Origin of the sequence: Vreelandella hamiltonii (genome assembly GCF_014651795.1) — a bacterium.
Lineage (GTDB): Bacteria > Pseudomonadota > Gammaproteobacteria > Pseudomonadales > Halomonadaceae > Vreelandella > Vreelandella hamiltonii.
Map to the genome: position 1 here is coordinate 62,131 of NZ_BMXO01000014.1, position 17,589 is coordinate 79,719.

Here is a 17,589-nt window from a genome sequence, read left to right on the forward strand (position 1 = left end):
TGTGAGGAACTATGGACTACCTAATTGACGATGGCATGGAAATCACCCTCCACTTCACGTTGAAGCTGGAGGACGGCACGGTGGTGGATTCCACCAAAGAGAAAGCGGCTGCCACGTTTCAATATGGCGATGGCAACTTGCCGCCGGGGTTCGAGCACCCCATCAAGGGCATGGCCGCCGGCCAGAGCGGGTCATTCCAGATTACCCCGGAGCATGCCTTCGGTCAGCATAATCCGCAGAATATCCAGACCTTGAAGCGAGCAGATTTTGGTGACGACGAGCCCGAGGTGGGTATGGTCATGTCGTTTGCCGACAAGGCGGGAACGGAACTGCCGGGCGTGGTCAAAACAGTAGAAGGTGACCGCGTGGAGGTCGATTTCAACCACCCGCTGGCAGGGCGCACGCTGACGTTCGAGGTCGAAGTTCTCAACGTCACGCCGATCACCAAACACTAATTTCCCGAGCGATGCAGGTTGCATCAAGGCGCATTTATGCAGTCATCAGAGTCATCTCAGCCCATTCAGATCAAGTTGGCTAACCCGCGCGGATTCTGCGCCGGGGTCGACCGTGCGATCGATATCGTCAATCGCGCGCTGGATGTCTTCGGCCCGCCGATTTATGTGCGCCATGAAGTTGTGCACAACCGCTTCGTGGTGGAAACGCTGCGCGAGCGCGGGGCCGTCTTCGTCGAAGAACTCCATGAAGTGCCCGACGATGTGATCGTCATCTTCTCGGCCCACGGCGTTTCCCGAGCGGTTCAGCAGGATGCCGAACAGCGTGGTCTGAAAGTCTTCGATGCCACTTGTCCGCTGGTCACCAAGGTGCACATGGAAGTGCTGCGCTATGCCAAACGCGGCCAGGAGTGCATTCTCATCGGGCATGAAGGCCACCCCGAAGTCGAAGGCACCATGGGGCGCTACGACACTTCCCATGGGGGCAAGATCTATCTGGTGGAAGACGAACAGGACGTTGCCAATCTGGTCGTCAACGACCCTGCGGCGCTGGCGTTCGTCACCCAGACCACGCTCTCCATGGACGACACGGCCAAAGTGATCGACGCGCTGCGTGAGAAGTTTCCCGAGATCCAGGGGCCGCGCAAGGACGATATCTGCTACGCCACCCAGAACCGCCAGGATGCCGTGCGCGAGCTGGCAGCGGACAGCGACCTGGTGCTGGTCGTGGGCAGCCCCAACAGCTCGAACTCCAACCGCCTGCGGGAGCTTTCCGAGCGCATGGGGACCCCCGCCTATCTGATCGACAATGCCGAGCAGATCGAGGCTGCCTGGCTCGAAGGCGTCAAGCGCATTGGTGTCACTGCTGGTGCCAGCGCCCCGGAAGTGCTGGTGAAAGGCGTCATCGACCAGTTACAGACACTAGGCGCAGAAGCCCCCGTGGAGCTGCAGGGGCGTGAGGAGAACATCACCTTCTCCATGCCCAAAGAGCTACGCGAGCGTGTGATCGTTAGTGAATAGTCAACAGTGAGACAGCGTTAACACCTGAGCTGTTCATGGAGGTGCAAAGCGTATCGGTTTGGGACATACTCGAAGTATGGTTCAGTTGATACGGGAGCACCGCGCGTGCCAGATCGCTCTATCCCCCCTGTGGGTGGCAAGTTTCCTCCCCAGGGGTTCACCCTCATCGAACTGCTGATTGCCGTCGCGATCATCGGTATCGTCGTCGGTATCGCCTACCCCAGCTACAACCGTTATGTCGAGCGTTCCCTGCGCACCGATGCGCATGCGGGCCTGCTTCAGGCCGCCTCCGAGATGGAGCGCTGCTATTCACGTCAATACTCCTACAATGGCTGTACCGTCACGGCCACCTCGCCCGATGGTAGCTACGCCATTACGGTCGCCAATGGTGGTGACGAAGACGGTGGTTTCCTGCTAACGGCTTCCAGTGAGCGAGACGATGGCTGCGAACAAGACTTGCAGTACAACGCCCGTGGCGAAAGACTGCCAGCTGCCTGCTGGTAAGCACCGGCAGCAAGGCGGCTTCTCCTTGGTCGAGGCACTCGTGGCGCTGGTGGTGCTGTCACTTGGCCTGATCAGTATTGCTGCCATGCAGCTGAAAGCCTTGCAGGCCGTGCAGCGCGGCTATCAGCAAACGCTGGTGAGCGTAGCGGCGCTGGATGCCCAGGAGCGAGTCTGGGCGGCAACGCGTCATGCCGAGGGCTGTCAGGATATCCCGCTTGCTGAAATCGAGCGTGCCTGGCACACGGCCTGGTTCGCTGCTTCAGGTGGGCCGCTTATCCGCCATGCCAGGGCGACTGATAGCACCATTACTCGGCAAGATTGCCTGTTCGAGGTGACGGTCGGGCTGGACAGCGCGTTGGACGCAAGCGCCCAGTCGCTTGTTTATCCTTTTCAACTCCCTCTTTAAAGAGTGTGGCGGCGCCTATGGAGAGGCAAAACGGCTTCACCCTGACCGAGATGATGGTGGCCATGGTGGTGGGCGTCATCATCGTGATAGGGGCAGGGCAGCTCTTCTTGAGTACTCTGCACACATTTCGGCAGACTGAAAGTCTCGGGCGCCAGCAGGAGGCGCTGATTTTCTCCGTTGCCCACATTACGGCCACGTTACAGCGCCACGGGGCATACGACGCTACGGGAGAGCCGTACTACCGGTTACAGTGCGTCCCGTCAGCCAGTGAGTGTCGCTGCACACTACAGGATATGTCGCGAGCGCAGCCGCTGGTGACCTTCCAGGCTGCAGAGGGGGCCTCCTGTGCACGCGATGAACCCGTCGGCACCGTCGTTGGACAGGCGCCTGACGTGTATCAAGTAGTGTTGCCGTTAGGACCCAGTGGTCAAGCAGTCACTTTTCATGTGACCCATCGTGAAGCGTTATTCCATCCGGATGAATAGCCTGGAGGGCTCGAGCAGATGAACACTCAGCGAGGCGCTGCGCTGGTCATTGTCATGGTGCTGCTGGCCAGTGCACTGGTTACGGCGATGATGGGCATGCAGTCCGCCCTGGTGGACGAGCGGCTCGCGGGCAATTTCCGTGCTTCCCTGCAGGCTCAAATGAATTCAGGGAGTGCGGCGGCACACGCGGTATGGCGATTCGACGAACTGTCGTGGGAGGGCGCGCCGCAGATAGAAGTTCCCGCCACGGTGCGCTTCGAAGACTATCTTGGTCATCCCCATGCCCAGCGCGTGTCCCAGGATTGCCCATCCCAGGGCTGCCTGTTCGTGCCGGTGGTGTTTCAAGGCGAATCATGGGTCATGGCGTTGGGGGCCGTGCTGTCTGAACGTGATGGCATCGTGGCCCAGAGTGAGCCCGTCTTCGTGAGGCTGGACACTCGAGCGGATGGACAGGCAGTCGTCGTTTGGAAATAGGCGTACAATAGCGTATCGTTTTTCACCTTTATTCAGTTGGATCCAGATCATGAGTCAGATAGCCAAAACCCGCGTGCTGACCGGGATTACCACGACGGGGACGCCTCACCTCGGCAATTACGTCGGGGCCATCAAGCCTGCCATCGAGGCAAGCCAGGACCCTAACGTGCAGTCGTTCTACTTCCTGGCCGACTTTCACGCCCTGATCAAGTGTCAGGACCCCAAGCGTGTTCAGGCGTCACGCATGGAGATCGCCGCTACCTGGCTGGCGTTGGGTCTGGATACCGATAACGCCATCTTCTATCGCCAGTCGGATATCAGCGAAATTCCCGAGCTGATGTGGATGCTGTCGTGCGTCTGTGCCAAGGGCCTGATGAACCGAGCCCATGCCTACAAGGCCGCCGTGGCCGAGAACGAAGAGGCAGGCGACCAGGATCCGGACAAGGGCATTACCATGGGGCTGTTTAGCTACCCGGTACTGATGGCCGCCGATATCCTGATGTTCAATGCCCATAAAGTGCCGGTCGGGCGCGACCAGATCCAGCATATCGAGATGGCACGTGATATCGCAGGGCGCTTCAACCATCTGTTCAAAGGGCAATACTTTGCTCAGCCGGAAGCCGTGGTCAACGAAAAGGCAGAGGTGCTGAAAGGCCTGGACGGTCGCAAGATGTCCAAAAGCTACAACAATACCATTCCGCTTTTTGTCAGCGAGAAAAAGCTGCAAAAGCTGGTGCGCAAGATCAAGACCAACTCTCTGGAACCTGGTGAGCCCAAAGACCCCGACACGTGTACGCTGTTCCAGATCTATGCCGCGTTTGCCAGCGATGCCGAAACCGCCACCATGCGTCAACAGTATGCAGAAGGTATTGGCTGGGGAGAGGCCAAGGATCAGGTCTTCGAATACCTCAATGCCCATCTCAGCGCGCCGCGTGAACGCTATAACGCCTTGATGGAAGACCCTGCCCATATCGAAGCCATATTGCAGAAAGGTGCTGAGCGTGCCCGTGCCGAGGCATCCATCACCATGGACAAGCTGCGTTCGGTGGTAGGGCTAGGGCGTTTTGTCTGAATGAAAAGATGAAAGGCGTCATGCCGAACATAAAAAGGCCCTCCATCGGAGGGCCTTTTGCGTATCGAAAGACAGCTTAGCTTTCGATAGGAGCACGCCAGTCGTCAGAGCCAGAAGTGCCTGCAACGGTGTGTTCCCAATCGATCTTGCGGTAAGCCAGTGACACGTCCATCAGCTGAGTGAACTCAGACTTGGTGATGTCCTGAGCGTGAGGCATGCGCAGATTGATGTCCACGATGGTGGCGTCGGTCAGTGTCGTGGTGAAGAAGTGCTCTTGCTTACCTTCGACTGACGTGCGGTACCACTTCAGCTCGACGTTAGGCAGCATTTCACCCGAAGCCAGCGCGTTGTACATCAGCGGAACGGCTTTGTTGAGCGCTACGGTGAAGACGAACGGCTTGTGGGCACGCTGACCGGAAGGCTGACCAGACTGCGGGTCAGTCGGTACGGTGACGACATGCTTGAATTCCTGCACCAGCATTTGGTCTTCATGGCCTTCCACGTAGATGTTGCCTACGGAATCGGGAGTGAAGGCGCCTGCCGTGATGTTGCCCTGAGTTTGACCTTCGATGCTGATATAACATGGAGTTGGCATAAGTCTGCTCCTTGACGAGGTTGAAAAAATTGCCCGTTGGCCCTGGTTATAGAGCAATACCCGGGCCATTTTTTTTAATTTGTTTAAAAACAATAGCTTAAATTTATTTTATTCCCTGTTTTAATTAAAATTAGGCGACGTTTTGCTTGAGTTCAGGCAAGCCATTGCCTTCGGGGCAATCGCTTGCTCGATATCCTTTCCTTATTTCTCAATGGAATTTATTAATTACCAGGTTTGTTAATTAATGTTCGTTTGTGTTTATTTTAATTATGAGTGCGCCTCTTTTTGGTCGTTTCGAAAGCTTGATGAGTGCGCTGAATTCACATGCCCATGTAAGCGATTTCTGTCTTTTTGGTTAAGACATTGCCGATAGTTTTTGTAAGAAATATCTTACAAATTAAAATTAGAAATGCTTTGTTGTCTTTTTATGCTTACAAAATACGTCAATGTCGCTGAAAAGGTGGGTGCAGGGCCATATGGGCCGAGAGTGGTTTCTGTAGCGCGCTATTTGGCACGTTGGCATTGCACAGCCAAATTAGTTACCGTCCAGAGATTGAGAACCGTTCGCGGTTACATTCGGTCACTTCTCTTTAGGGCATACTCGCATGGCTAAACAAGGAACTGTCGCGCCAAAAGAGCGCATCAATATCAAGTACGTGCCAGCCACTGGCGACCAGCAGGCAGAAACCGAGCTGCCCCTCAAGCTGTTGGTGGTGGGTGACTTCAAGGGTGGCGAGGAAGAGACCCCCATTGAAGAGCGTCAAGCGGTCTCCGTTGATAAGAACAACTTTCAGTCTGTCATGCGTGAAGCGGGCCTGACACTTCAGGCAGCTGTGCCTAATCGGTTGGAAGAGAGCGAAGAGCCAAGCGATATGGCGGTCAATCTTTCGTTCAAATCACTTGAAGATTTCTCGCCTGATGCCGTGGCCAAACAGGTGCCGGAATTGCGCAAGCTGGTTGAGCTGCGTGAGGCATTGGTGGCGCTCAAGGGGCCGCTGGGCAACGTTCCTGCATTTCGTGACCGTCTGCAGAAACTGCTCGAGAACGAAGATGCCCGCCAACAGTTGTTGAGCGAGTTGGAGCTTTTGGGCACGGATCGTAAAGACGATTAGTGCCAAGTTAAGCGACGCATCCATTCAACAGTCAACGGTTTCGAGGCATAGGCGATGAGCAAGACGGCAAAGCAGCAATCGGCAGCAGTAACGGAAACAGAATCGGAGCTTTCACTTCTGGATCAGGTGATGGCTCAAACGCGCATGGCTCCGGCCGATGAGGGGTATGACGTCGCCAAGCAGGGCGTCGCCGCGTTCATTGCCGAGCTGCTCAACAGCAAGGATGCGGTACAAAGCGTCAACAAGTCGCTGGTAGACGGCATGATCGTCGAGCTGGACCGCAAGATCAGTCATCAAGTGGATGAAATTCTGCATGATCAGGGTTTCCAGCAAATGGAATCTGCTTGGCGAGGGCTGAAACTGCTGGTGGATCGCACGGACTTCCGTGAAAACATCAAGCTGGACGTGCTGCATGCCACCAAGCAAGAGCTGCTCGAGGATTTCGAGTTTGCCCCTGAAATCAGCCAGAGTGGCCTCTATCATCACGTTTACAACGCCGGATACGGCCAGTTCGGTGGTGAGCCCGTTGCCGGTATCATCGGTCATTATGATTTCTCGCCCTCTACGCCGGACATGAAGCTGTTGCAGTACGCTTCTGCCGTGGGTGCCATGTCACACGCGCCTTTCATGTCTTCCGTGGCGCCCTCTTTCTTCGGTATCGACAGTTTTGAAGAGCTACCCAACATCAAGGATTTCAAGGCCATTTTCGAAGGCCCGAAATACGCGCGCTGGCGTAGTCTGCGTGAATCCGAAGACGCCCGTTACCTGGGTCTGACAGCGCCGCGCTTTTTGCTGCGTACGCCCTATGACCCCATCGAAAATCCGGTCAAATCGTTCAACTATCGTGAAAACGTGAGCGAAAACCACGAGCATTACCTGTGGGGCAACACGGCTTACCTGTTGGCCGAGCGTTTGACCGACAGCTTTGCCAAATACCGTTGGTGTCCGAATATCATCGGCCCCCAGAGCGGCGGTGCCGTGGAAAACTTGCCCGTCCATACCTACGAGGCGTTTGGTCAACTGCAGGCCAAAATTCCAACGGAAGTGCTGATCACTGACCGTCGCGAGTTCGAAATGGCCGAAGAAGGCTTCATTTCGCTCACGATGCGCAAGGGCAGTGACAACGCAGCCTTCTTCTCTGCCAACTCGGTGCAAAAGCCCAAGGTGTTCCCGAACACGGCGGAAGGTAAAGCCGCGGAAACCAACTTCAAGTTGGGCACCCAGCTTCCCTACATGTTCATCATCAATCGCCTGGCGCACTACGTGAAAGTGCTGCAGCGCGAGCAGATTGGTTCATGGAAAGAGCGCCAGGATCTGGAGCGCGAACTCAACGTCTGGATTCGCCAATACGTTGCCGACCAGGAAAACCCCCCGGCAGACGTGCGTAGCCGCCGCCCGCTGCGTGCTGCTTCCATTCAGGTATCCGACGTGGAAGGAGATCCGGGCTGGTATCAGGTCTCCATGGCGGTTCGTCCACACTTCAAGTACATGGGGGCCAACTTCGAGCTCTCGCTGGTAGGCCGTCTCGATAAGGAATAAGGGGTTGAAGGCGCTATGGCCATGGAAAGCCGTGTTCGGCTAGGAAGTCGACTGTTCGAGCGCCTTGCTGCTCCTCGGCAGCTTGAGAGCCGTAGTGACGAGGGCACCCTCGAGGATGTGGTCGAGTCCATCAAGCGGCATTTGGTGGACTTGCTCAATAGCCACCCAGGAAATAGTGCGAGCGTGCCTGAGCTGGGCCTGTTGGACTTCAACGATGCCACCATTGGTGTGCTCGATCTTGAACTCAACATAAAACAGGCCATCAGGCACTGCATCGAGCGCTATGAGCCTAGGGTCAAGCGTGTCGATGTGGAGTCGTTGCCCAATTCCGGTGACCCTCTGCAGCTGCGTTTTCAAGTACATGCCACGGTGCTGTTGGGTAAGGGAAGTACCCACACCACCATTGACCTATTGCTCAACAACAAGCGTTATCAGTGTCTCAACTGATAGGCCTAAGAGGCATGAATGCTTAACCGCTACTACCGTGATGAGCTCAACTTCTTGAAAAAGCAGGGGCGGGAATTTGCAGATGCAAATCCCGGCCTCAGCCGTTTTCTGTCCGAGCGTAGCACCGACCCTGATGTGGAACGGCTGCTGGAAGGCTTCGCCTTTCTGACCGGTCGCATGCGTGAGAAAGTGGAAGATGAGTTCCCCGAACTCACCCATTCACTGATCAGTATGCTCTGGCCCAATTACCTGCGGCCAGTGCCCAGCATGACGGTAGTGCAGTTTGCTCCCAAGCTGCACGCGCTTAGTCAGAAGCAGGGAGTGCCGCGCGGTACCGAGCTCTCCAGCGTGCCTGTTCAGGAAACGGCTTGCCTCTTCCGGACGTGTCATGACGTGGTTCTGTATCCCTTGGCACACGATGGCGTCAACGCACGGCATACGCGAGAAAACTCGATCGTCGAGTTAAGCATGGCGGTACACAGCGAGCAGCCCCTGAATACCTTGGGTATCGACCATCTGCGGTTGTACCTGGGGGGGGGATGGCTATACGGCCAGGACGCTCTACCTGTGGTTGAGCCACTATCTGGACAAGCTCGAAGTCGAGGTAGAGGGCAAGCGTTACAGCTTGCCGAAAGCGGCGCTTCAAGCGGTTGGCTTCGATAGCGAGCAGGCACTGCTGCCATATCCCCGCAATGTGCATCAAGGGTACCGGATTCTTCAGGAGTACCTCTGCTTCCCCGAGGCCTTCCACTTCTTCGATGTGATGAAGCTTGGAGACGTCCTGCCGGAGGTCCCCTCCGCTGCCATGACGTTGCGCTTCGTCTTCAGCCGGCCCTTGCCCACGGATGCTCGTGTACAAGACGAGCATCTGGCGCTGTATTGCACGCCTGCGATCAACCTGTTCAGTCATGATGCCGAGCCCATCGACCTGACGGGGGAGCGTAGCGAATACCGCATTCGCCCCAGCAGCAAAGTGCCTTCTCACTACGAAATTTTCAGTGTCGATGAAGTGCTGGGACGCTTGGATGGCGAGCAGAGTCGCACCCAGGCTGCCATGCGGCGCTACGTGCCTTTCGAGAGCTTTCAGCATCAAATCGAACGCGACCGTGGGCGCGATGCGCTGCACTTCCGTGTCAGGGTGTGCGATAGCCTGCGTGGCGATGGCTTTGACCATGACATCGCCTTCATTCGCGGTGACGAACAGGCCTGCCTGGGGCGCCGAGAAACCATCTCGTTAGGGCTGACATGCAGTAACCGCGAGCTGCCAGAGCAGCTCACGGTGGGGGATGTGTGCGTCGATACCCAGCATAGCCCTACCTTTGCGACGTTCCACAACATTACTCGTCCTACGCCCGTGCTGCGCCCTGCGCTGGATGACGGCCTGTTGTGGGTGCTGATCTCGAATCTGTCGTTGAACTACCTGTCGCTGCTGAATCGTGATGCGCTGTGCGCCGTGTTGAGAGCGTACGATTTTCGCGCTCTGGTGGACAGGCAGGCCGAGCGGGTAGCGCAGAAGCGATTGAACGGCATCGTCGATATCGAGACACAGCCGATCGACCGCTTGAGAAAAGGACTTCCAGTGCGTGGGCTGCGTTCTGTCATGACCCTCGACCAAGACGCGTTTGGCGACGAGGGAAGCCTGTATCTCTTTGGCAGCGTGCTTGCCCGGTTCTTGTCGTTGTACGCCAGCATCAACTCATTTCATGAGTTGCAGGTCATCAATCGTCACAATCAAGAGCGCTACGTATGGAACCTACAAGTGGGCCAGCAACCCCTGATGTAGCGCTGGCGCCCTTGTTGAACCGGGCGCGACGCTACGAGTTTTTTCAATTGGTCGAGCTGTTGCACCGTCACCATGGTGACGATCTGGAGCAACGGTCTGGCGGTAGCGTGCCTGCGTTTCAGCGTGTGCGTTACACCGCTTCTGCATCACTGGGGTTTCCCGGCAGCGACGTGTTGGGATTGGAGGTAGATGCGTCTGGCCAATATGCCATGCAGGTCAGCTTTCTGGGACTGCAAGGCGCGCAATCGCCGTTGCCCAGTTACTACCTGGAAGCATTGGCGCATGAGTCTGCCCATCAGGAAGGGGCTGCTGGCGACTTCCTGGACTTCTTCAACCACCGCCTGCTGACACTGATGCACAGAAGCTGGCGCAAGTATCGCCACTATGTGCGTTATCAGAATGATGCCGAAGATGGGTTTTCCGCCACCGTGTTTGCCCTGGTGGGCCTAGCAGACGGCAATCTGCGCGGTGAAACACCGATCAACTGGAGCAAGATGCTGGCGTATGCCGGTCTGCTTGCCGGGCGTTCCCGTTCGCCCGATGTGGTGAGCGGCATCGTGAGCCACTGTTTCGATCTTGCCCAGGTCGATATTGCGCAATGGGTGCATCGCTGGGTCGATATTCCGGTGGATCAGCGCAGTCGTGCGGGGCTGTCGGGCATGCAACTGGGCGAGGACTTCGTGGCCGGTGAGCGTGTAGCCGACGTGAACAGCAAGTTCGCGCTGTGCCTGAGAGGTCTCAGCCTTGCGCGGTTTCGCGACTTTCTGCCAGACGGCGTCGAGCATCAGCCGCTGAAAACGCTGGTCAGCTTCGTGTTACGCGAGCCCTTGGCTTACGACCTGGAGCTGGAGCTGCTGGCAAGCGAAGTGAAGCCGATGCGCCTGGGCGACGCTGGCTCATGCCAGTTGGGTTGGACGACCTTTGTGAACCCCGATGGTGACGATAGCTCCACACGTCGCCGCGTACGTATTCAAATGACGAGTTAAATCATGCATGCCGATCCATTCGATGCCATCACGCTGGTGGTTTTGAACAGCGAGCAACTTGAGGGGCGTTCATCCAGTAGCCATGTATTTCATGGCCAGGGTGGCTCGTTGGGAAGCAGCGACTACGACGACTGGCTGTTGCAAGACCACGGCGGCCGGATACGTCCCCAGCACGCTGAAGTGACCAAAATCGACGGCAAGTTCTGTCTGGTCGATCGCAGCGGGCACACTTACATCAACAGGGCGACCTTGCCCGTGGGTCGAGACAGAAAAGTCGCATTACGTGATGGCGACGAGCTCATCGTCGGTGAGTATCGGCTCAAGGTTCATTTAGGCGACAGGCATGCCTGGCAGCCGGGCATCACCTCGGTCACCACGTTGATCGACGAAGAGCATGAAGACATGACGGCGCTTGGCGATGCCGAACTGCTGGTCAGTGAATACTCACTCAATGCCTCTCGGCAAGAAGATCCCATGGAGGCGTTGGGAGGGGCAATGCCCGGCTCTCTTCAGCACGACCCGATGGTGGCACTGGATAAAGGAGCGACGTCTTCTTCTATCGATCCCCTGGATGCCATGCCGGTGGGTCAGCCTTCACAGCGAGGCGAGTGGCAGCGCCAAGAGCGTTACGTCGAGGCCGTCAGGCTTCCCGATATCAAACCCTTAAACGGCACGACAAGGCAGAGGAGCAGTGACATGGATGAGCGGCAACTTAACGACCTGGAGCGCTCGGTGGGTGAGCAGTTAGAGGACCGCTGGCAAAAGCCGACATCGAAGGCGCTGGGTCATGTAGGTGCCGATCCTCTCTTGCGCGGTATGGGGCTGGACCTGCCTTTTCGTGACAGTGAAGAGCAGCAAGCCTTCCTGGAGGAAGCCGGGCAAACCCTGCGTGCAGCCGTCGATGGCTTGCGCCAGCTGCAAGAGCAGCAAAACGATAGCAAGTACCCGCTGCGCGATCGTCGCTTGCAGCCCATCGAAGACAATCCGCTGCGCCTGGGGCTGACGTTCGAAGAGACGGCCCAGACCATGTTCTCTGCCCAGCGCAGCCCGGTACATCTCTCGGCCCCCGAGGCAGTCGCGGAGAGCCTGCGCCATCAGGGGCAGCATCAGGCTGCGGTCGAGGAGGCCATTGGCCAAGCGCTGGGCGCCATCCTGGAAGCCTTCTCTCCCGATGCGCTGCTGAAGCGTTTCCATGCCTATCGCGGCGCGGGTAACCGAATTGAAGACGAAAGCGGCTGGGCGTGGGAAATGTATCAGCACTACTACCGTGAGCTGAACTCGGGTCGCCAGCAGGGATTCCACAAACTGTTCTGGGAAGTGTTCGAGCAGGGCTATGACCAGTCTGTTCGTCGCCAGCAGCGGGAGGAGGCATGAGCGCGCCACGTTTTGCCCGTGGAGTTGGGCTGTTCTGCTTGCTGCTTGTGCTGACGGGGTGTGCCTCTACACGTGAGGCGACCAGCAAGGCATGGCAGGTCATTCGCGACCCCTCCATTCCTGTGGGCTATCCAGAAGAGCAGCCAACGCGCATCGATCTGAGCATGGTGGCGGAGCCCAACGTCAATCCCAATATCGATGGCGAAGGAACGCCGCTGCGTTTCCAGATCCTCCAGTTGAAAGACGACTCCATGCTGATGGCTGCTGATCTTGGCCAGCTCCAGCGCGACTTGGAAGAGGCTTTGGGAACGAACTACCTGACCCACGACGATTTCACGCTACTGCCTGGGCAGTGGAAGTTCTACGAGCCCTTCGAGGTCGATGCCGAGACCCGTTACATCGGCATCATCGCCTTTTACGCCACGCCCGATGAGGCCGAGTGGAAGAAAGTCGTCAGAGTCACCAGCCAGGGCCAGCACTACCACCTGCTGGTGCACCTCCGTGACAGTGAAGTCGAGCTAAGGAAGGAGGAATAATGGCGACTCGAAATCGTGTGGTATGGAGCGAAGGACTGTTCATCAAGCCGCAGCATTTTCAGCAGCAGCAACGCAGTCTGGAAGGTCTCCTGGATACACGCCTCAAAGGCGTCAGCCATTACCTTTATGGATTTCTCTCTCTGGAGCTGAACAACGAGTTCCTGAGCTTTGGGCGTGTGGCCATCAGCAAGGCAAGCGGCGTGATGCCTGATGGGGTGGCCTTCCATCTGCCTGCCGATGATGTCGAACCGACCCCGCTGGAAATCAGTGATGCGTCCATTACCAATCAGGTGGTCTACCTGGGACTACCCTTGGCCACGGATGGCGTGGGCGAAGTCCGCTGGCCGGAAGATGACTTGCCGGCTCGTTATCGGCTGACCAGCAGAAGCGTGCGTGACCTGCACTCTCAGGATGGATCGACCGCCGAGCTGGACCTTGCGCGTGTTTCACCACGGCTACTGCTCGAACGAGACGACCGCAGTGGCTATGCATGTCTGGCCGTGGCACGCATCGTCGAACGCCGCCCGGACGGCAGCCTGGTGCTGGACGAGCAGTTCCTGCCTACCTTGATGAACGTTCAGGCGGCGCCAGGGCTACAGCGTTTCGTTGGCGAGATGGCGGGGCTGATGCGCGAGCGTGCCCGCAACATTGCTCAGCGCCTCTCCACCCCCCATCAGGCCGGTGTAGCCGACGTGTCGGATTTCATGCTGCTGCAACTGCTCAATCGCGCTCAGCCGCGCTTTCAGCACCTGGCTCGCCTGGGGCAACTGCACCCCGAGCGGCTCTACGACACGATGCATGAAATCGCCTGCGAGCTGGTGACCTTTACCGACGAGTCGAGGCTGCCCCCCGAATGTCCAGCCTATGACCACGACCACCCTGAGCGTGCGTTTCGTCCGCTGATGAAAATGCTGCGCCAGGCGCTCTCTACCGTACTGGAGCCCCGTGCCGTGGCCATTCAGCTGCAGGCGCGTCGTTTTGGCCTGCTGGTGGCACCGCTGTCGGACCTGAGTTTGATCGAGTCTGCGGAGTTCATTCTTGCGGTGCGCGCCGATATGCCCAACGAGCGGTTGCGCAAGCTGTTCTTGCAGCAGACCAAAGTGGCCAGCGTGGAGCGCATTCGGGATCTGATCAGCTTGCAACTTCCCGGCGTACCGCTGGAGCCGCTGCCCGTGGCCCCCCGCGAGCTGCCTTACCACGCAGGCTACACCTACTTCCAACTGGACCGGCAGAGCGAAGCGTGGGGAATGCTGAACGGGGCAAGCGGCTTTGCCTTCCACGTGGCGGGTGAATTCCCGGGTCTGGAAATGCAGTTCTGGGCGATCAGGAGTTAAACCATGCAACCATTAGTCAGTAACGATCATTACACGGCTCGGCAGCGTGATGCACACCCCAAGGGGCGCCACGAAGACCTCATCAACGAGCGTGGCCTGGAACACCTGATTCATAGTCACGCCGAACAGCTGGATGCCGACGAAGATTACTGGTTCCGGCTGCGTGGTCACAACCTGAACCCGCTGGTGGATGCTGCCAGCAGCCTGCTGGGCATGGTGGTCAGAGTTCGTCAGTTGGACAGCGTGGGTGATGTGGAGCGCCTCTATCGTCAGGTGGTGGATGAAATCGCCGCCATCGAGATCGAGCTGACCGAACAAGGCTATGACCGCGCGACGCTGCTGGCCTACCGCTATGTGCTGTGCTCCTTCATTGACGAAGCCGTCATGGGCATGCCCTGGGGGCGGCAGAGCAAGTGGGCAGAACACTCGCTGCTGACTCGCTTCCACAACGAAACCTGGGGCGGAGAAAAAGTCTTCTCCATCCTGGCGCGTTTGCAGCAGGAGCCCCAGCGGTATCGAGACATGCTGGAGTTTATCTATCTGTGTCTCTGCCTGGGGTTCGAGGGTCGCTACCGCGTGATGTCTCACGGTCGCGAAGAGTACGAGCAAATCGTACGTGCCCTGGGCGACCAGTTGGCTGGTCTGCAGCCACCCGCCGAAGACAGCCTGACCCAGCCGCTCAAAAACGTGGTGCAGGGCCGTCAGCGCAGTATGTCCCGGTTCCCGGTCTGGGGCATTTTTGCGCTGTTTGGCATCTCCATGGTGGCGGTCTTCCTGGCGTTCTCATGGTCGCTGGATCAGCAGGCTGAACAGATTACCTCTCTTCTCAATCAACTTTATCGCTAGGAGTTACCATGCTCAGGGTAGAGCTACCCGCGCTGATCGGCCGTCTCAATAGTGTTGCTCGTCAAGGTCTGGAGCAGGCGGCGGTACTGTGCGCACAGCAGCAAGCACCTGAAGTGACCGTTGGGCATGTGCTGCAAGCGATGCTGGATCAACCGTTGTGCGACGTGCGCTGCATCTGTGAAAGCGTCGATCTCGACACGGCCGCCTTGCGTGCCCAGCTAGCGGAAGATACTCGTCCGCCACGGGACCTCGACGTGACGACGCCTAGCTTCTCGCCACTTCTGGTGGAGCTGTTGCAGGACGCGTGGCTACTGGCCTCTACCGAGTACCAGCACCAGAGCCTGCGCAGCGGAGCCATCTTTACCGCGCTGCTGCATAACCCCGAGCGCTACCTGGGGGCCGGCTCGGTTCGCCTGCTGGCCGACATCAATCGCGAGAACCTGCGTCGCCACCTCGACCGCATCACGGCGGATTCCGCCGAAGCGCCACAGGAAACGACGGCAGGCGCTGCGCGGCCCGCTTCGTCCAAACAAGGCGATGACAGCGCGCTGGCACGCTTTGCCACGTCGCTTACCGAGCAGGCGCGTCAAGGGCAGTTGGACCCGGTGCTGGGGCGTGACCCGGAAATCGACCAGATGCTCGATATCCTGGGCCGCAGACGCAAGAACAACCCCATCGTGATTGGTGATGCCGGGGTGGGCAAAAGCGCCGTGGTAGAAGGCCTGGCTGCTCGTATCGTCGCCGGTCAGGTGCCCAGCGCCTTGGCGGATGTGGAGCTGTTGACGCTGGACCTGGGGGCCTTGCAGGCCGGGGCCGCAGTCAAGGGTGAGTTTGAAAAGCGCCTCAAGGCGGTCATCGATGAAGTGAAGAATGCGGCCAAGCCCACGCTGCTGTTCATCGATGAAGCCCACACGCTGATCGGGGCCGGTAATCAGGAAGGGGGGGGTGATGCCGCCAACTTGCTCAAGCCCGCCCTGGCGCGTGGCGAGCTTCGCACCATCGCCGCCACCACCTGGCGAGAGTACAAGAAGTATTTCGAGAAGGATCCCGCGCTGTCGCGTCGTTTCCAGCCGGTGGCCTTGTCCGAACCGAGTGTCGACCAAGCGCTGGTCATCCTGCGCGGCCTGCGAGATGTCTACGAGCGTGCCCATGGTGTACTGATTGGCGACAGCGGCCTGCGTGCCGCCGCCGCTCTCTCGGCACGCTATCTGGCCGGACGCCAACTGCCGGATAAAGCCATTGACGTGCTGGACACAGCCTGCACGCGCTTGGCGCAGGCTCTGGATACGCCACCGCGCAAGCTGAGCCACCTGCAAAGCGAACACACGGCCGCACTGCGTGAACGTGACCAGTTGGCCCGTGAAATGCTGCTGGGTCGCCAGCCTGATGCGGCACTCAGTCAGGCGCTGGATGAACGGTTGGCTGGTCTGGAGTCGGAGCTGGCCACGCTGGAATCGGCCTGGAAAGAGCAGCGTGAGTGTGTCGATGCAATCGTTGCCCTGCATCGTCAGCTGTTGGAAAGCGAAGCGCAAGAAGATGTACCCGGCGCGCTGCAAGAAGAGCTGGCCGAGCGTGAACAGCAGTTGGCTCATCTGCAAAGCAGCTTTGCGCTAGTGAATCCCAGCGTGGAGGAGGCGCAGATTGCCCAGGTGATTGGCGACTGGACGGGCGTGCCCGTCGAACGCATGACCAGCGACGAGCTGACGCGGCTTACCGAGCTGCCCGAACATCTGGGCGGGCTGATCAAAGGGCAAGATGTTGCTATCGAGCGCATTCACCGCCACTTGCTGACCGCCCGAGCCGACCTGCGTCGCCCCGGCAGACCCCTGGGCGCGTTCCTGCTGGTAGGGCCTAGCGGCGTCGGTAAAACCGAAACCGTGGTGCAAATCGCCGAACAGCTGTACGGGGGGCGCCAGTTCCTCACCACGATCAACATGTCCGAATATCAGGAAAAGCATACCGTTTCCAGGCTGATCGGCTCCCCCCCGGGTTACGTGGGGTTTGGTGAAGGCGGTCTGCTCACGGAAGCGATTCGTCAGCGTCCCTATTCGGTGGTGCTTTTGGACGAAGTGGAAAAAGCGCACCCGGATGTGCTGAACCTCTTCTATCAAGCCTTTGACAAAGGCGAGCTGGCGGACGGCGAAGGTCGCTTGATCGACTGCAAGAACGTGCTGTTCTTCCTCACCTCCAACCTGGGCTACGAGGCGATCGTCAACCACGGCCATGACGCCCAGGCGCTGGATGCCGCCCTGTACCCCGTGCTGGCAGGCTTCTTCAAACCAGCCCTGCTGGCAAGGATGGAAACGGTGCCCTACCTGCCGCTGGATGGCGACACCCTGCGCAATATCGTGCACGCCAAGCTGGCAACCCTGGAGAAGCGCATCCGCGAGCGGCATCGTCAGGCCGACGTGCAGCTGGAAGATGCGCTGGTCGAGGCCATCTGTGGGCGCGCGACGCGCAGCGAAAACGGCGCGCGGATGCTGGAGTCGGTGATTGACGGCGAGCTGTTGCCACCGCTCTCACGTGCCCTGCTCGAACGGATGGCGCGACGTGAAACCGTTGCCCGGGTGGTGCTCGGGGTCGACGCCGAGCATGGCACCTTCACCGCCGAGGTTGCCTGACAC

Annotated in this window: 17 protein-coding genes and 1 pseudogene; 17 read left to right on the forward strand and 1 reads right to left on the reverse strand. The window is 58.4% G+C overall.

What is annotated here, in order from left to right; translation table 11 throughout:
- Nucleotides 1-11: 11 nt before the first annotated feature.
- The 7 genes from fkpB to IE061_RS13850 all read left to right on the forward strand — a co-directional run bounded on the left by fkpB (nt 12) and on the right by IE061_RS13850 (nt 4,413).
- Nucleotides 12-455, forward strand: coding sequence for an FKBP-type peptidyl-prolyl cis-trans isomerase (gene fkpB, locus IE061_RS13820; RefSeq protein ID WP_081138848.1), 444 nt, complete (start codon nt 12-14; stop codon nt 453-455).
- Nucleotides 456-491: 36 nt separating this feature from the next.
- On the forward strand, nt 492-1,472 hold the full coding sequence (ispH, locus tag IE061_RS13825) for a 4-hydroxy-3-methylbut-2-enyl diphosphate reductase (protein WP_016916032.1): 981 nt from the start codon (nt 492-494) through the stop codon (nt 1,470-1,472).
- A gap of 105 nt (nt 1,473-1,577) precedes the next feature.
- A complete protein-coding gene (locus IE061_RS13830; protein WP_308429551.1) occupies nt 1,578-1,976 on the forward strand; it encodes a type IV pilin protein in 399 nt (132 codons plus the stop codon).
- Nucleotides 1,945-2,382, forward strand: coding sequence for a type IV pilus modification PilV family protein (locus IE061_RS13835; protein WP_268992389.1), 438 nt, complete (start codon nt 1,945-1,947; stop codon nt 2,380-2,382). The genes IE061_RS13830 and IE061_RS13835 overlap by 32 nt, the downstream gene beginning before the upstream one ends.
- A 17-nt stretch (nt 2,383-2,399) precedes the next feature.
- Complete coding sequence (locus IE061_RS13840) at nt 2,400-2,867, forward strand: PilW family protein (RefSeq protein WP_193461854.1); 468 nt, start codon at nt 2,400-2,402, stop codon at nt 2,865-2,867.
- Nucleotides 2,868-2,885: 18 nt separating this feature from the next.
- Nucleotides 2,886-3,341 carry a pilus assembly PilX family protein gene (locus tag IE061_RS13845; RefSeq protein ID WP_193461855.1) on the forward strand — a complete coding sequence of 152 codons (456 nt, stop codon included), beginning with the start codon at nt 2,886-2,888 and terminating at the stop codon, nt 3,339-3,341.
- A 49-nt stretch (nt 3,342-3,390) separates the two neighbouring features.
- Nucleotides 3,391-4,413 (forward strand): tryptophan--tRNA ligase, encoded by a 1,023-nt coding sequence (locus tag IE061_RS13850; RefSeq protein ID WP_039182344.1) that lies wholly within the window; start codon nt 3,391-3,393, stop codon nt 4,411-4,413.
- Nucleotides 4,414-4,489: 76 nt separating this feature from the next.
- Here the strand turns inward: IE061_RS13850 and IE061_RS13855 are convergent, their stop codons facing one another.
- Entirely contained in the window at nt 4,490-5,008 is a 519-nt protein-coding gene (locus tag IE061_RS13855; RefSeq protein WP_039182347.1) for an Hcp family type VI secretion system effector, read from the reverse strand.
- 605 nt (nt 5,009-5,613) lie between these two features.
- Here IE061_RS13855 and tssB point away from each other — a divergent pair.
- The 10 genes and pseudogenes from tssB (at nt 5,614) to tssH (ending at nt 17,586) form a co-directional block, all read left to right on the forward strand.
- Complete coding sequence (gene tssB / locus IE061_RS13860) at nt 5,614-6,120, forward strand: type VI secretion system contractile sheath small subunit (protein ID WP_039182350.1); 507 nt, start codon at nt 5,614-5,616, stop codon at nt 6,118-6,120.
- A 54-nt stretch (nt 6,121-6,174) separates the two neighbouring features.
- Nucleotides 6,175-7,659 (forward strand): type VI secretion system contractile sheath large subunit, encoded by a 1,485-nt coding sequence (gene tssC / locus IE061_RS13865; protein WP_039182353.1) that lies wholly within the window; start codon nt 6,175-6,177, stop codon nt 7,657-7,659.
- A gap of 21 nt (nt 7,660-7,680) precedes the next feature.
- Nucleotides 7,681-8,106, forward strand: coding sequence for a type VI secretion system baseplate subunit TssE (gene tssE / locus IE061_RS13870; protein WP_230478473.1), 426 nt, complete (start codon nt 7,681-7,683; stop codon nt 8,104-8,106).
- Nucleotides 8,107-8,124: 18 nt separating this feature from the next.
- Nucleotides 8,125-9,889 (forward strand): annotated as a pseudogene (gene tssF, locus IE061_RS13875) (type VI secretion system baseplate subunit TssF).
- The gene (gene tssG / locus IE061_RS13880; RefSeq protein WP_039182449.1) at nt 9,853-10,875 is read left to right on the forward strand and encodes a type VI secretion system baseplate subunit TssG; all 1,023 of its coding nucleotides are present in this window, start codon (nt 9,853-9,855) and stop codon (nt 10,873-10,875) included. Before tssF ends, tssG begins: the two are co-directional and overlap by 37 nt.
- 3 nt (nt 10,876-10,878) lie before the next feature.
- A complete protein-coding gene (tagH, locus tag IE061_RS13885) occupies nt 10,879-12,249 on the forward strand; it encodes a type VI secretion system-associated FHA domain protein TagH (RefSeq protein ID WP_193461856.1) in 1,371 nt (456 codons plus the stop codon).
- Complete coding sequence (tssJ, locus tag IE061_RS13890; protein ID WP_039182362.1) at nt 12,246-12,785, forward strand: type VI secretion system lipoprotein TssJ; 540 nt, start codon at nt 12,246-12,248, stop codon at nt 12,783-12,785. Before tagH ends, tssJ begins: the two co-directional genes overlap by 4 nt.
- Nucleotides 12,785-14,119: a type VI secretion system baseplate subunit TssK gene (gene tssK / locus IE061_RS13895; protein ID WP_039182365.1), complete on the forward strand. Its 1,335-nt coding sequence runs from the start codon at nt 12,785-12,787 to the stop codon at nt 14,117-14,119. Before tssJ ends, tssK begins: the two co-directional genes overlap by 1 nt.
- A gap of 3 nt (nt 14,120-14,122) precedes the next feature.
- Nucleotides 14,123-14,965, forward strand: coding sequence for a type IVB secretion system protein IcmH/DotU (gene icmH / locus IE061_RS13900; RefSeq protein WP_084123817.1), 843 nt, complete (start codon nt 14,123-14,125; stop codon nt 14,963-14,965).
- 8 nt (nt 14,966-14,973) lie between these two features.
- Nucleotides 14,974-17,586, forward strand: a complete 2,613-nt coding sequence (tssH, locus tag IE061_RS13905; RefSeq protein ID WP_193461857.1) for a type VI secretion system ATPase TssH — start codon at nt 14,974-14,976, stop codon at nt 17,584-17,586.
- Nucleotides 17,587-17,589: the final 3 nt, after the last annotated feature.

Excerpts from the sequence above, each read along its gene's own strand:
- fkpB (WP_081138848.1), top strand. The coding sequence starts at position 12 with ATGGACTACCTAATTGACGATGGCATGGAAATCACCCTCCACTTCACG.
- ispH (WP_016916032.1), top strand. The coding sequence starts at position 492 with ATGCAGTCATCAGAGTCATCTCAGCCCATTCAGATCAAGTTGGCTAAC.
- IE061_RS13840 (WP_193461854.1), top strand. The coding sequence starts at position 2,400 with ATGGAGAGGCAAAACGGCTTCACCCTGACCGAGATGATGGTGGCCATG.
- IE061_RS13845 (WP_193461855.1), top strand. The coding sequence starts at position 2,886 with ATGAACACTCAGCGAGGCGCTGCGCTGGTCATTGTCATGGTGCTGCTG.
- IE061_RS13850 (WP_039182344.1), top strand. The coding sequence starts at position 3,391 with ATGAGTCAGATAGCCAAAACCCGCGTGCTGACCGGGATTACCACGACG.
- IE061_RS13855 (WP_039182347.1), bottom strand. The coding sequence starts at position 5,008 with ATGCCAACTCCATGTTATATCAGCATCGAAGGTCAAACTCAGGGCAAC.
- tssB (WP_039182350.1), top strand. The coding sequence starts at position 5,614 with ATGGCTAAACAAGGAACTGTCGCGCCAAAAGAGCGCATCAATATCAAG.
- tssC (WP_039182353.1), top strand. The coding sequence starts at position 6,175 with ATGAGCAAGACGGCAAAGCAGCAATCGGCAGCAGTAACGGAAACAGAA.
- tssE (WP_230478473.1), top strand. The coding sequence starts at position 7,681 with ATGGAAAGCCGTGTTCGGCTAGGAAGTCGACTGTTCGAGCGCCTTGCT.
- tssG (WP_039182449.1), top strand. The coding sequence starts at position 9,853 with ATGGAACCTACAAGTGGGCCAGCAACCCCTGATGTAGCGCTGGCGCCC.
- tagH (WP_193461856.1), top strand. The coding sequence starts at position 10,879 with ATGCATGCCGATCCATTCGATGCCATCACGCTGGTGGTTTTGAACAGC.
- tssJ (WP_039182362.1), top strand. The coding sequence starts at position 12,246 with ATGAGCGCGCCACGTTTTGCCCGTGGAGTTGGGCTGTTCTGCTTGCTG.
- tssK (WP_039182365.1), top strand. The coding sequence starts at position 12,785 with ATGGCGACTCGAAATCGTGTGGTATGGAGCGAAGGACTGTTCATCAAG.
- icmH (WP_084123817.1), top strand. The coding sequence starts at position 14,123 with ATGCAACCATTAGTCAGTAACGATCATTACACGGCTCGGCAGCGTGAT.
- tssH (WP_193461857.1), top strand. The coding sequence starts at position 14,974 with ATGCTCAGGGTAGAGCTACCCGCGCTGATCGGCCGTCTCAATAGTGTT.